11 protein-coding genes are annotated in these 12,899 nt (G+C 70.1%); 1 reads left to right on the top strand and 10 read right to left on the bottom strand.

The features are described from left to right. Positions 1-175 precede the first annotated feature (175 nt). Positions 176-1,831, top strand: a complete 1,656-nt coding sequence (locus DVS28_RS08395; protein ID WP_164710183.1) for a putative bifunctional diguanylate cyclase/phosphodiesterase — start codon at positions 176-178, stop codon at positions 1,829-1,831. Between the two features lie 3 nt (positions 1,832-1,834). On the opposite strand, the gene DVS28_RS29170 is transcribed toward DVS28_RS08395, so the two are convergent. The 10 genes from DVS28_RS29170 to yajC form a co-directional block, all read right to left on the bottom strand. After that, positions 1,835-2,641, bottom strand: coding sequence for a DUF5684 domain-containing protein (locus DVS28_RS29170; RefSeq protein ID WP_216826485.1), 807 nt, complete (start codon positions 2,639-2,641; stop codon positions 1,835-1,837). A 135-nt stretch (positions 2,642-2,776) separates the two neighbouring features. Then, on the bottom strand, positions 2,777-3,442 hold the full coding sequence (locus tag DVS28_RS29165) for a DUF5684 domain-containing protein (RefSeq protein ID WP_216826484.1): 666 nt from the start codon (positions 3,440-3,442) through the stop codon (positions 2,777-2,779). 18 nt (positions 3,443-3,460) lie between these two features. Beyond that, a complete protein-coding gene (gene hisS / locus DVS28_RS08375) occupies positions 3,461-4,714 on the bottom strand; it encodes a histidine--tRNA ligase (RefSeq protein ID WP_114591055.1) in 1,254 nt (417 codons plus the stop codon). Further along, the gene (locus DVS28_RS08370; RefSeq protein ID WP_114591054.1) at positions 4,711-5,454 is read right to left on the bottom strand and encodes an MBL fold metallo-hydrolase; all 744 of its coding nucleotides are present in this window, start codon (positions 5,452-5,454) and stop codon (positions 4,711-4,713) included. The genes hisS and DVS28_RS08370 overlap by 4 nt, the downstream gene beginning before the upstream one ends. A 45-nt stretch (positions 5,455-5,499) precedes the next feature. Then, positions 5,500-7,698, bottom strand: coding sequence for a RelA/SpoT family protein (locus DVS28_RS08365; protein WP_342795440.1), 2,199 nt, complete (start codon positions 7,696-7,698; stop codon positions 5,500-5,502). 450 nt (positions 7,699-8,148) lie between these two features. Further along, complete coding sequence (locus tag DVS28_RS08360) at positions 8,149-8,658, bottom strand: adenine phosphoribosyltransferase (protein WP_114591052.1); 510 nt, start codon at positions 8,656-8,658, stop codon at positions 8,149-8,151. A 159-nt stretch (positions 8,659-8,817) separates the two neighbouring features. Continuing rightward, the gene (secF, locus tag DVS28_RS08355; RefSeq protein WP_164710181.1) at positions 8,818-9,822 is read right to left on the bottom strand and encodes a protein translocase subunit SecF; all 1,005 of its coding nucleotides are present in this window, start codon (positions 9,820-9,822) and stop codon (positions 8,818-8,820) included. Further along, positions 9,819-11,348 carry a protein translocase subunit SecD gene (gene secD / locus DVS28_RS08350; RefSeq protein ID WP_114591050.1) on the bottom strand — a complete coding sequence of 510 codons (1,530 nt, stop codon included), beginning with the start codon at positions 11,346-11,348 and terminating at the stop codon, positions 9,819-9,821. Before secD ends, secF begins: the two co-directional genes overlap by 4 nt. 54 nt (positions 11,349-11,402) lie before the next feature. Next, positions 11,403-12,323 carry a hypothetical protein gene (locus DVS28_RS08345; protein ID WP_216826483.1) on the bottom strand — a complete coding sequence of 307 codons (921 nt, stop codon included), beginning with the start codon at positions 12,321-12,323 and terminating at the stop codon, positions 11,403-11,405. Between the two features lie 13 nt (positions 12,324-12,336). Continuing rightward, entirely contained in the window at positions 12,337-12,780 is a 444-nt protein-coding gene (gene yajC, locus DVS28_RS08340) for a preprotein translocase subunit YajC (protein WP_114591049.1), read from the bottom strand. Between the last annotated feature and the right edge of the window lie 119 nt (positions 12,781-12,899).

Raw genomic sequence — 12,899 nt, 5'->3', positions numbered from 1 at the left:
CAGTCGTTCCGAACGACTCGTGCGACGTCACGAACCCGCAACGGTACTGCACACCCGCCTGCCGTCGAGTTGTGCAACGGTACCGGCGGGGGCAATGATGAATACACTTCAAGGAAGTTGAACGGAGCGTGCAGTCGTGACCGATGGGTCGTCCGCGTCAACCCGGGGTTCCGTCGTGCCCGCGTTGCCCAGGGCCGACATGGCCAGCCTCCACGACCAGGGGCTGGTCGGCGTGCTCTGGCTGGATGGCGAGGGCCGCATCGAGCACCTCAACGACCGCGCGGCGACGTTGCTCGACAGCACGGCCCCGAAGCTCGTCGCCAGGTTGCTGGCCGAGCTGGTGCGTGACCGGGACGCCGAGGCGCTCGAGCAGGCGATCGCCGCCGTGGGTGTCGAGCCGAGCCGGACCCTCGTGCTGCACGTGCACCGCGCCGGGGCGTGGGCACACCTCGGGATGGCCGTCTGTCGGATCGGGGGAACCGACGGGGGGGTCATGGTGCTGCTCGCCGACCGCGGCCCGGGACTGGCGCAGGTGGAGGAGGCGCAGCGGCAGACGCGGGTCGACGCCCTCACCCAGCTGCAGAACCGTCCGTTGTTGGTCGGCCTCCTGGAGGACCGGCTGGCCGCCGACGACCGCACGTTCGCCGTCGTCGCCCTCAACGTCGACCGGCTGAGGGCCATCAACGACAGCCTGGGCCACGCCAGCGGCGATGCGGTGCTGGTCACGGTCGCCGACCGGTTGCAGGCCCTCCTGCGGCCGGAGGATGCGGTGGCGCGCGTGGCCGGCGACGACTTCGTGGTGGTGTGCGACGGCGTGTCGACCCGGGCCCACGCCTCCAGCCGGGTCGAGCGGATGCTCGCCGCGATCGCCCAGCCGATGCAGGTGGAGGGGCTGGACCTGCACATCACCGCCTCGGCCGGCGTGATGCTGGTCACGAACCACGACCGGCCGAGCGCCGACGTGGTGATCACCCAGGCCAACGACGCCCTGGCCGCGGCCAAGCAGCAGGGGCGGGCACGGTTCCTCGTCCACGACGACGACGTCAGGACCACCGCCACCGATCGTCTCCATGTCGAGACGTCGCTGCGGCGGGCGCTGGCCGAGCAGCGGCTCCGGGTCGCCTACCAGCCGATCCGGGACATGCGGGCAGGACGGATCGCCGGGGCCGAGGCCCTGGCGCGATGGGACGATCCCGAGCTCGGCACCGTCACCCCCGAACGGTTCATGCCGGTCGCCCGCGACAGCGGACTGGTCGAGCCGCTGACCCGCTTCGTGCTGGACCGGGCGGTCGCCGACGCGGCCGCGTGGCGCGCGTCCTCGGGTGTCGACGTCCACGTCGCCGTCAACCTGTCGGCGCAGGACCTGTCACGGCGCAACCTGGCCACCGAGATCGCCACGACGCTGAGCGGCCACGGCCTGCCGCCGCGGGCGCTCCGGCTGGAGATCGTGGAGACCATCCTGGTCGAGGCCGACGACCGGGTGCGGCGCAACCTCAGCGACCTGCGGGACCTCGGCATCAGCCTGGGCATCGACGACTTCGGGACCGGCTGGTCGTCCATGAGCTACCTCAAGCACCTGCCGATCGACTTCGTCAAGATCGACAAGTCCTTCGTGATGGGGCTGGGCACCGACCGGGAGGACACCGCGATCGTCCGCGCCGTCGTGGGGCTGGCGAAGTCCCTCGACCTGACCGTGGTCGCCGAGGGCATCGAGCACCCCACGCAGATGCGGCTGCTCACCGAGCTCGGCTGCGACCTCGGCCAGGGGTTCCTGATCGGCCACGCCGAACCGGCCGACGTGATGGCCGCCAGCCTGCAGGCCAGCGGCTGAGGATCAGCTGACGGGCGGCGGCGGGTAACCCTTGTCGTCGTCCGGCTGGCCCCAGCCACCCTGCTGGTCGGGCTGCCCGGGCTGCTCGGGCTGGCCCCACCCCTGCTGCGGCTGCTGGCCCCAGCCACCCTGGTCGGGCTGTGCCGGCTGACCCCAGCCACCCTGGTCGGGCTGGGCGGGCTGGCCCCAGCCACCCTGCTCGGGCTGGGCGGGCTGGCCCCACTGCTGGGGTGCCTGCGGCTGGCCGTAGGCGTCGGGCTGCTGGCCCCACTGCTGGGGCTGCTGGCCGTAGGGGTCGGGCTGGCCCCACTGCTGCGGCGCCTGGTAGCCGGCCGCGAAGCCCTGCTGGCCGTAGCCGCCACCGCCGAGGTTGGCGTAGCCGGGGCGTGGTTCGGGACCGGCCGGGCCCAGGTAGCGGGCGTCACCGAAGGCCAGGATCGGGCCGAAGATGAAGGGCAGGAAGGCCAGTCCCACGCCGAACCCGGTGTCCTTGCCGAAGGACTTGGCCAGGTCGATCATCATGATGACGGTGAAGACCAGCGCCGGGATCCAGGCGATCAGGTTGAGGAACGGCACCACCTGGGCGACGAAGAACGCGACCCACCAGACGGGCCGGCCGATGATCTGCAGGATCACGACCTGGTTGTAGATCGGGATGATCGCCTTCCATCCCTCCTCGCCCGCCTTCTCGAAGATCTTCCAGAACGTGGCGATCATGAAGCCGATGATGGCCAGACCGATGACGACGGCGACGATGACGATGCCGGCTGCTGCGGCATCACTGGCCTGGGCCAGGACTGGAGTGTGCATGAGAGGTCCCTCGAGATGTTGGCGCAGGGGTCAACCCCGACGACGTGGGGAGAGGATAGAACCTGCTGTCCCGGGGCGTGACCATCCGTGACGAAACGTCATCACGTCGGAAGGACCGGTAGGAACCGCGACGGGTTACTGGCCCCACTCCGGTGGCCGGTTGGGATCGCCGTAGGGCGGCTGCTGGCCGTAGGGGTCGGGCTGGCCGTATCCGGGCTGCTCCCCGTACCCGGGCTGCGGGCCGTACCCCTGCTGGGCCCAGCCCGGCGCCGGGCCCGGGGGTGACGGCTGGCCCCACGGGTCCTGTCCCGGCGGGCCCCACGCCTGCGGTGGTGGAGCCCCTCCCGAGCCGCCGCGCTGGTAGCCCTCGGGGCCGGCGGGCCCCAGGTAGCGGGCGTCACCGAACGCAAGGATGGGCAGGAACACGAACGGCAGCAGCGCCAGCCCCACCCCGAAGCCGCTGTCCTTGCCGAAGGACCTCGCGAAGTCCATGCCGACGATGATGGCCAGCGTCACGCCGGCGACGAGCCAGATCAGCGGCCCGATGAACGGCACGACGAAGAGGAACGCGCCCACGACCGGGAACAGCGACCAGACCCTGGGGCGACCGGCGATCTCCATGCCCACGAGGAGGTTGTGGTAGGGCAGCACCGACTCCCAGCCCTCGTAACCCGCCTTCACGAAGACCTTCCAGGCCGCCACGACCATCAGGATCGCGACGGCGAGCATCGCCAGGCCGAACAGCGCGAACACCGCCCCGAGGGCGCCGAAGTCGGTGTTCTGTGCGAGTACCGGTGTCATGGGGGCACCGTAGTGGGGTCAGCGGAGGTGGGCCAGCAGCTCGCCCTCGGCGACCAGCACCTGCTCGCCCGAGCGGAGGTCCTTGACGGTGACGGACTGCTGCTCGACCTCGTCGGGGCCGAGCACCAGGGCGTAGTCGGCGCCGGCGCGGTCGGCGGCCTTGAACTGTGCCCGCGCACGACGGCGGTCGGCACCGATGTCGGCGGTGATGCCCTCGCGACGAAGCCGGGTGACCAGCGCGAACGCGGCCGGACGTACCTCGTCGGTGGCCGGCACGACGAAGCACCGGACCCGCTGGGCGGCGTCGGGGGTGGCCCCGTCGGTGATGGCCAGCAGGGTGCGGTCCACGCCCAGGGCGAGGCCGATGCCGGGGAACCGGTCGGGATAACCGAGCTGCTCGGCCAGGCCGTCGTAGCGACCGCCACCACCGACGGCGGACTGCGCCCCCAGCGTGGCGACCTGGTACTCGAAGGTCGTGCGGGTGTAGTAGTCCAGCCCGCGGACCAGCTTCGGGTCCTGGGTGATGGCGAGCCCGGCGTCGGCCAGCAGGCCGCACACCTCGTCGTAGTGGGCCTTGGCGTCGGCGTTGACGTGGTCGGCCAGCAGGGGCGCCTTCGCCATGACCTCGGCCATGCCGGGGGCCTTGGAGTCGAAGGCGCGCAGCGGGTTGATGGCCCGGCGCTCCTCCACCTCTGCGGGCAGGTCGCCGACGGAGTCGAGGTAGGCGTTGAGCACCTCGTGGTAGCCGGGCCGGTCCTCGGGGTCACCGAGGTTGTTCATCAGCAGGGTGACCTCGCCGCAGCCGGCGGCCTTCAGGGCCTCCCAGCCGAGCAGGACCAGCTCGGCGTCGACCATCGGGTCGTCGGTGCCCAGCGCCTCGACGTCGACCTGCGTGAACATGCGCTGCCGGCCCTTCTGGACGTTCTCCGCCCGGAAGCACTCCCCCGCCCAGGAGATCTTCAGGGGCAGCCCGCCGGCCTTGGGCACGCCACCCTCCAGCGCCGCGCGCATGATGCCGGCGGTCGCCTCGGGACGCAGCGTCAGCGACCGGTCGCCCCGGTCGGTGAAGGTGTACATCTCCTTGTTGACGATGTCGGTGGAGGCACCGACGCCGCGAGAGAACACCTCGGTGTGCTCGAAGACGGGGGTGCGGATCCGCTGGTAGCCGTAGGTGAGGGCGGTCTCGAGGAACGCCCGCTCGACCGCGTCGAACGCGGCCGCTTCGGGGGGAAGTCGGTCGGGGGCGCCCTTGACGCCGTCGGGGATGCTCACAGTCCACGCCTCTGCTTGGTCACGGGCTTGCCGATGGCGGGCTCGGGCGACCCGAGGTCGGCCATGATCTGGTGCACGAACGGGTTGCTGCGGCGTTCGGCGCCGACGGTGGTCTCGGGGCCGTGGCCGGAGATGATGCGCATGTCGTCGGGCTGGGGCAGGACGACACGGTGGATGGACCGGGCCTCCTCCTCCCACGACCCGCGCAGGAAGTCGGTGCGGCCGACGGAGCCGGCGAAGATCAGGTCACCGGAGATCATCACCGGCGCGTCGCCGAGGTCGTCGGTGATGAAGACCGAGGATCCCGGCGTGTGGCCGGGGGTGTGGCGGACGTCGACCTGCATGCCGGCGATGGTCATGGTGTGCTCGTCGCGGAAGGTCTCCAGCCGCTCGTGCGGCGGGTCCCAGACCAGGCCGAACTGGGCCTCGAGGTTGCCCGGCGCCGCGCCGATGCCGGCACCCGGTTCGTCCCACAGCCAGCGGTCCTCCTCGTGCATGCGCACGCCGACGTCGAGGCTCCGCGCAAGCTCCGGCGCCGACCACAGGTGGTCGAGGTGGGCGTGGGTCAGCAGGATCGCCTCGCAGGTCACCCCGCGGGCGGCGAGGGCCTTGGTGACAGGCCCCTCCCCGTCCTGGCCGGGATCGACCACGAACGCGGTCCCGCGTTCGGAGTCACCGACGATGTAGCAGTTGGCCTGCCACACGCCGAGGGTCAGCACATCGACGAAGGGTTGCGACATAGGTCGCCGAGCGTACCGGCCGGCGGCCGTGGTTCCGAGCCGGGATCAGGCGCCGTCGGGCACGCGGCCGCCACCGGCGGCGCGGGGGATGACGCGGTAGGCGTCGTAGACGCTCTCGACCCGCTTGACCTGGCGGATGACGTGGTCGAAGTGGGTGATGTCGGCCAGCTCGAAGGTGAACCGCAGCAGGGCGATCCGGTCGCGCTTGGTGGTGACGTTGGCCGACAGGATGTTGACGTGTTCGTCGCCGAGGACGGTGGTGATGTCGCGCAGGAGGTGCTTGCGGTCCAGCGCCTCGACGTCGACGGTCACGCGGAACGTCGCCGGGGTCTGGGTGTTCCAGCGGACCTCGACCAGCCGGTCGTCCTGGGCACGCAGCGACGCGGCGTTGGGACAGTCGGTGCGGTGCACGCTGATGCCCCTCCCCCGGGTCACGAAGCCCATGATGTCGTCGCGCGGTACCGGCGTGCAGCACCGGGCGAGGGTGACCAGGACGTCGTCGATCCCCTCGACGATGACGGCCTCGCTGGACCGACGGGGTGCCTCCTCGACGACGGCGGGGGACGAGTAGGCCTCCTCGTCCTCGTCGGGCAGCGGTGGTGCCTCGGCCGCGGCAAGCTTCTGGCCGAGTTGCTGGGCGATCGCCTTGGCGGTGATGTGCCCGTCGCCGATGGCCCGGTAGAGGGAGTCGAAGTCGGCGTAGTTGTGGTTCTGCGCGATCTCCATCAGCTCGGGCGAGCGGATCAGCCGCTTCCAGCCCCGACCGGACTTCGACAGGGCCTTGCGAAGGTCCTCGCGGCCACGGTCGATGGCGTCCTCGCGCCGTTCGCGGCTGAACCAGGCACGGATCTTGGAGCGGGCCCTCGACGAGCCGACGAACTCCAGCCAGTCACGCGAGGGGCCGGAGTCCTTGGAGGACGACAGCAGCACCTCGACGGTCTCGCCGTTGCGCAGCTCGTACTCCAGCGGGACCAGCCGGTCGTTGACCCGGGCGCCGATGGTGCGGTGGCCGACCTCGGTGTGGATGGCGTAGGCGAAGTCCACGGGGGTCGAGCCGCGGGGCAGCTGGCGGATGTCGCCGTCGGGGGTGAAGACGAACACCTCGTCGGCGTACAGGTCGAGGGTGACCCCGCGCATGAACTCGCCGGGTGAGTCCCTGGTGGAGGACTCCATGTCGAGCATGTGCTCCAGCCACTGGGCGTCGCCACCCCCCTCGCCGGCGGCGCGGTTGGTCTCCTTGTAGCGCCAGTGGGCCGCGACACCGAACTCGGCGGTCCGGTGCATGGAATGGGTGCGGATCTGCACCTCCATCGTCTTGCCGCCCGGCCCGACCACCGTCGTGTGCAACGACTGGTAGAGGTTGAACTTGGGCATCGCGATGTAGTCCTTGAACCGCCCGGGGACCGGACGCCAGACCGCATGGAGGGTGCCGAGGGCCGCGTAGCAGTCCTTGACGGAGTCCACGATGACCCGGATGCCGACGAGGTCGTAGATCTCGTCGAACTCCTTGCCGCGGATGACCATCTTCTCGTAGATCGACCAGTAATGCTTCTGTCGGCCGGTGACCTGCGCGCGGATCTTCACGCCCCGCAGGCGCTCGGTGACGTCGGCGAGGACCTGCTGGATGTAGACGTCACGACCGGGCTGCCGCTCGGCCACCATCGCCTTGATCTCGTCGTACCGCTTGGGGTGCATGCACTGGAAGGACCGGTCCTCCAGCTCCCACTTGAACTGCTGCATGCCCAGCCGGTGCGCCAGGGGGGCGTAGATGGAGAGGGTCTCGGCGGCCTTCTCCTCCTGCTTGTGGCGCGGCATGTGGTGGATCGTCCGCATGTTGTGCAGGCGATCGGCCAGCTTGATGAGGAGGACGCGGTAGTCGTCGGCCATCGCCAGCAGCATCTTGCGCAGCGACTCGGCCTGCTGTTCCTCCTTGGACTGCACGGCGACGCGTTCGAGCTTGGTGACCCCGTCGACCAGCGCGGCGGTGGCGTCGCCGAACTCCTTGCGCAGGTCGTCGAGGGTCCACTCGGTGTCCTCGACCACGTCGTGCAGGAGGGCCGCGCACATCGTGGCGGTGTCCGCGCCCAGGTCGGCCAGGATCTCTGCCACCCCGATCGGGTGGATGATGTAGGGCTCGCCGGACTTGCGCTTCTGCCCCGAATGGGCGGCGTCGGCGACCTCGTAGGCCCTCAGGATCAGCTTGAGGTCGACCCTCGAGGCAGACCGCTTGAGCGCCTGGACCAGCGGCTGGACCGGTTCGGGGATCTGGGTGCCCAGGTCGCCGAAGGGGAGGCGGGCCAGGACGGCACGGACGCCGGACTGACGGCGGGCGGCTCGGGAGCCCTGGGGGATGTCGCCGGTCGGGACCGGCAGCGAGCCGCCGCCTTCGGCGGAGACGTCGGGATTGTCCCCTGCGTCCGTCTTCCCCGTGTCGACGGTGGGACCCGCTGGGTCGACCGGCGCTGTCGGCGCGCTCTCCAGCGTCTCGGGGGCCCGGGTGTCGGTGGCCCCGGAAGTCGGTCGCTGGTCAGCGGTCGTGGCATTGCCTCCTGCCGGTGAAACTCACCACCGACTGTAGTCGTCATCGCAAGGACGTCCGTGGGACGGAGGATGCTACGGCGTCGATAGTTGCCAACACACATCGACGGCCGAATTCGTGGACCGGCTCCTGACGACGTCAGGAGTGACTGCTGTTCAGTAGTGGAGCAGCGTCGTGATGTCGTGGCCTGCGAGCTTCGTGCGACCCTCGAGGAAGTCCAGCTCGATGAGGAAGGACAGGCCGGCAACGGTGGCGCCGGCTCGTCCGACGAGCTCGACAGCCGCCTCGGCGGTCCCCCCGGTGGCGAGGACGTCGTCGACGACGAGCACCCGGTCGCCGTCGGCCAGCGCGTCAGCGTGCATCTCGATCGTCGCGGTGCCGTACTCCAGGTCGTAGGACTGCCCGATCGTGGCGGCCGGGAGCTTGCCGGCCTTGCGCATCGGGACGAACCCCGCGCCCAGCCGGAGGGCGATGGGTGCGGCGAGGATGAACCCGCGGGCCTCGATGCCGACCACCCGGTCGACCTGCCCCTCGTACGGCGCGGCCAACGCGTCGATGGCGGCGCCGAACCCCTCCGGGTCGTCCAGCAACGGCGTGATGTCCTTGAAGACGATGCCCTCGGAGGGAAAATCGGGGATGTCGCGGATCAGGGCGTCGAAGTCCATGACCCCGGACTGTAAACGCCGCGTCCGCCCCCGGAGACGTCGGCCCCGCCCGTCGGACCGCCACCGGCGAGGTCCGTTCCCCGCGAACCCCGGAAAAGGACTGTCCCCTCGACCTCTGGTGGAGGTCGAGGGGACGAGGCCCGGATACCGGTTCTGCGGTCAGGCAGCCGCGCCGCCTCGCTCCGCGCGCTCCTTGAGCTCGGCGAACTTGGGGTCCTTCTCCTTCAGCCACACCAGCAGCGGGGTGGCGATGAAGATCGAGGAGTAGGTACCGACCGTCATGCCGATGAACAGCGCAAGGGCCAGGTCCGACAGCGTCGCCGCGCCCAGCAGGTTGGCGCCGACGAACAGCAGCGAGGCGACCGGCAGCACCGACGTGATCGACGTCGACAGCGACCGGACCAGCACGTTGTTCAGCGCACCGTTGGCCAGCTGACCGTACGACGTGGTGGACACCGACGTCAGCTTCTCGCTGTCCTCGGTGATGCGGTCGAACACCACGACCGTGTCGTACAGCGAATAACCGAGGATCGTCAGGATGGCGATGACCGTCGACGGCGACACCGTGAAGCCGATCAGCGCGTAGAGGCCGACGGTGATGATCACGTCGTGCAGCAGCGTGAGCACGGCGGAGACCGCCATGCGCCACTCGAAGCGAAACGTGATGTAGGCGATGACCAGGACGAGGAACACGATGAGGCCGCGGATGGCCTGTTCGGTCACGGCGTCACCCCAGCGGGGGCCGATGGTGGAGACGCTCACCTCTCCGCCGGTCAGCTCCTCGATGGCCGCCGCGACCTCGAGGTCGTCGACGCCGGAGATCTCCGAGATGGCCGGGGTGGACACCTGCGCGCCTGCGCCGTCGTCGACGACCTGCACGATCGCGCCGGTGACGCCGAGGTCGGTCAGCGCCGCCTCGATGTCCTCGACGGTGAACTCCTGGGTGGCCCCCTCCTCCACGAAGGAGGAGCCGCCGGTGAACTCGATGGAGAAGTTCAGCCCGCGGATGCCGAGGGCGGCCAGGCTGACCAGGATCAGGGCGAGGGTGATCAGCCCGAACTGGCGCGAGCGGCCGATGAAGTCGACCTGTGCCCGTCCGGTCAGCAGCCGGGAGAGGCCGGTGTCCCGGTCCTCCTGGCGGTCGGTGGTGGTGATGTCGGTCACTTGCGACCCTTCTTCCCGTTCTTGCGACCCTTGCGGCCGGATCCGACGTTGGCCGAGAGGGCCAGCTGCTCACTGGTGACGCCGGCACGCAGCCCCATGAAGGGTGCGTCGACCAGCTTGGGGCTGCGGGCGACGAGCCCGAACACCCCGCGGGTGAACGTCGCGAACAGCAGGGTGTCGATCAGCGTCGACAGGCCCAGCGTGAACGCGAAGCCCCGGACCGGGCCGACGGCCAGCAGGTACAGGACGACCGCCGCGAGGAAGCTGACGGTGTTGCCGGTCAGGTTGGTGCGGAACGCCTTCTTGAAGGCGTGGTCGGCGGCGGTGCGGATCGTGCGGCCGGCACGGACCTCGTCGCGGTAGCGTTCGCGGTAGATGATCGAGGAGTCCGCGGCGATGCCGATGGACACGATGATGCCGGCGATGCCCGCGAGGGTCAGGGTGAAGCCGATGACCTCGCCGAGGACGATGATCAGGCCGAAGACGGTGATCCCGAAGGCGATCAGCTCGAGCACGGCCGCAGCACCCATGCCGCGGTAGAGCGCGATCAGGTACAGGGCGACCAGGACCAGCCCGATGAGGCCGGCCAGCAGGCCCGCGTCGAGGGAGTCCTGCCCGAGGGTGGGCGAGATCGTCTGGAAGGTGCCGAAGTCCAGCTGGATGGGCAGCGCACCGGCCTTGAGCACGAGCGCGAGGTCCTTGGCGTCGTTCTCCCCGACCGTGTTGACGACCGCGGAGCCACCCTGGATGCCCTGGCCACACGCGACCTCCTGGCTGACCGGCGGCGCCTGCTCGACGATGGAGTCCAGCACGATGGCCAGCTGGCGCTGGACACCCTGCAGGCAGGCGAGGTTGCCGGTGACCTCGGCGAAGGCGTCGGCGCCCTCGCTGTCGAAGTCCATCTCCACGATCCACTGCTCCACGATCTGCTGCGGGATCAGCTGGGCCGACGCGTCGGTCAGGTTCGCACCGGACACCGCGACGGGGCCCATGCGCAGGCGGTTCCACTGCGCGCGGGGCAGCTCGACGTCGGGGTCGACGGGGTCGTAGGTGCGCAGGCACAACACGACCTCCTCGTCAGCCGGCGGGATCGCGGTGTCGGACCGCTCGTCGCAGGTCGATCCGGCGGTGGCCGTGGCCGTCTCGCTCAGCTCCGACGTGTCGGGTGGCAGCACCTCCAGCACCTGGCGGAACTGCAGCTGGGCGGTGCGACCGATGATCTCCCGGGCCTGCTCCTGGTCGGCCACACCCGGCAGCTGCACCTGGATGGTGTCGCCCTGGCGGGCGATGTCGGGTTCGGCCACACCGAGCGCGTCGACGCGCTCGCGGATGGTGGCAACGGTCTGGTCCAGGATCTCGTCGTCGATCTCGCCCTGTCCTTCGGCCGGGATCAGGTTGGCGCTGACGCCACCCTGCAGGTCCAGGCCCAGACGCGGTTCGAGCCCGGCGACGGCGATCCATCCCCACACCGCCGCGAGGGCGACGGCGTAGGCGACGATCAGCGTGATCAGGCGTCCTCGTGACACGGTGACAGCTTTCGTTGGTTGGTGGGTGGGGGCTGAGCGGTGGCGTCCGGCGGTCTAGAGGACCGGGACGTCGTTGACGGTGATGCGGAACTCCGCGCCGAGGGTTCGCCCGGCACGGCGGCACATCACCATCCGCTCCATGAAGATCTCGAAGTACTCGAAGACGGGCGTGACGTCGGTGTCGACGGTCAGCTCGAGGGTGAGGGTTCGGCGGACCTCGGGGTCACCCGGGCGCACCAGCATCCGCTCCCCGTCCTCGGTGAAGATGTTCGACTCGACCAGGCCGGACTCCTGCTCGGCCAGGTCGCGGCTCCGCGGCGAGACGCGCAGGAAGCTGGAGGTGACCGCGTAGTTGACGCGGTCGTGGATGTCGTTGTCGATGTCACCGGTGTCGCGCACCCGGCTGCGGTGCACGTCGGACTTGTCGGCCACGATGACCGCCGCGGACACGGGCGAGACGGCGACGCCGTAGGACTCCTCGTGGTTGCCGGCCGCACCCATGACCTGGGCGATGTCGTGTACGGGCACGTCGAGCTCGCGGAGGATCGTCATCGCGATCAGGCCCGAGGACTGTCCGTGGTTGGCGCGCGAGACGACGTTGCCGATGTCGTGCAGGTAGCCGCTGACGGCGCCCAGCTCGGCCAGCCGCTCGTCGAAGCCCAGGTGCGTCAGGACGTTGTAGGCGATGTGGCCGACGAGGTTGGCGTGCCGGAAGCCGTGCTCGGTGAACCCCTGGGAGGCCAGGAACTCGTCGGCCATCTCCAGCAGGCCGGTCGCCAGCGTGTGCTGCTGGACCGCCTCGAGCAGCGGGATGCGGCTGCGGCCGGTCGACTCCGCCGGGGACGCCTGCTCGGTCCCCTCTGGGGTGCGACCACCGACGCCGACGCCGTCGTCGACGAGGTCGCCGTCGGGTGTGTCAGCAGCGGCGGTGGACCGCTGGTCCATCTCGGCGCCCCGGTCGTCGTCGTGGCTCATGCGGTGGAGAGGATCAGGAATCGCGGTTGGCGTCGTTGTCGCCGTCCACGTCCCCGATGACGATGTCGTCGTCGTTGTCGAAGTCGAACTCGTCGTCGTCGAACTCGTCGAGGTCGTCATCGTCGTCGAAGGTGACGGGGGCCGGTTCCGTCAGCGCGCGGGAGATGGCGGTGCGGGCCATCGTCACGATGACGCCGGGTGCCAGCTCCAGCTCCATGGTGTCCTCCTCGAGGGCGACGATGCGGCCGTGGAAGCCGCCGATCGTGACGACCTCGTCCCCTTCGGAGACCCGACGGAGCATGGACTGCTGCTCGGCCTGGCGCTTGCGCTGGGGACGGATGATGAGGAAGTAGAAGGCCGCGCCGATGAGCAGGAACGGCAGCAGGGCGCCGATGGGGCTGCCCGTGGCGGCGGCGCCGTTGTCGGCGAGCACGGGAACGTCGATAAGCAGGTTCATGGTGAGGACGGACCTCCGGGTGGAGAGTGGGTGGGGCCTGCTGGGTGGTCGCTGACTGCGCACACCGAAGCGGCCCTGCTGAGAGGCCCGGCCGGGAAACGATAGCACCGTCGGTACCC

The organism is Euzebya pacifica (genome assembly GCF_003344865.1).
In the GTDB taxonomy this organism is placed as follows: Bacteria; Actinomycetota; Nitriliruptoria; order Euzebyales; family Euzebyaceae; genus Euzebya; species Euzebya pacifica.
The sequence above is the reverse complement of the archived record's forward strand: the minus strand, read 5'-3'. Positions and strand labels throughout refer to the sequence as shown.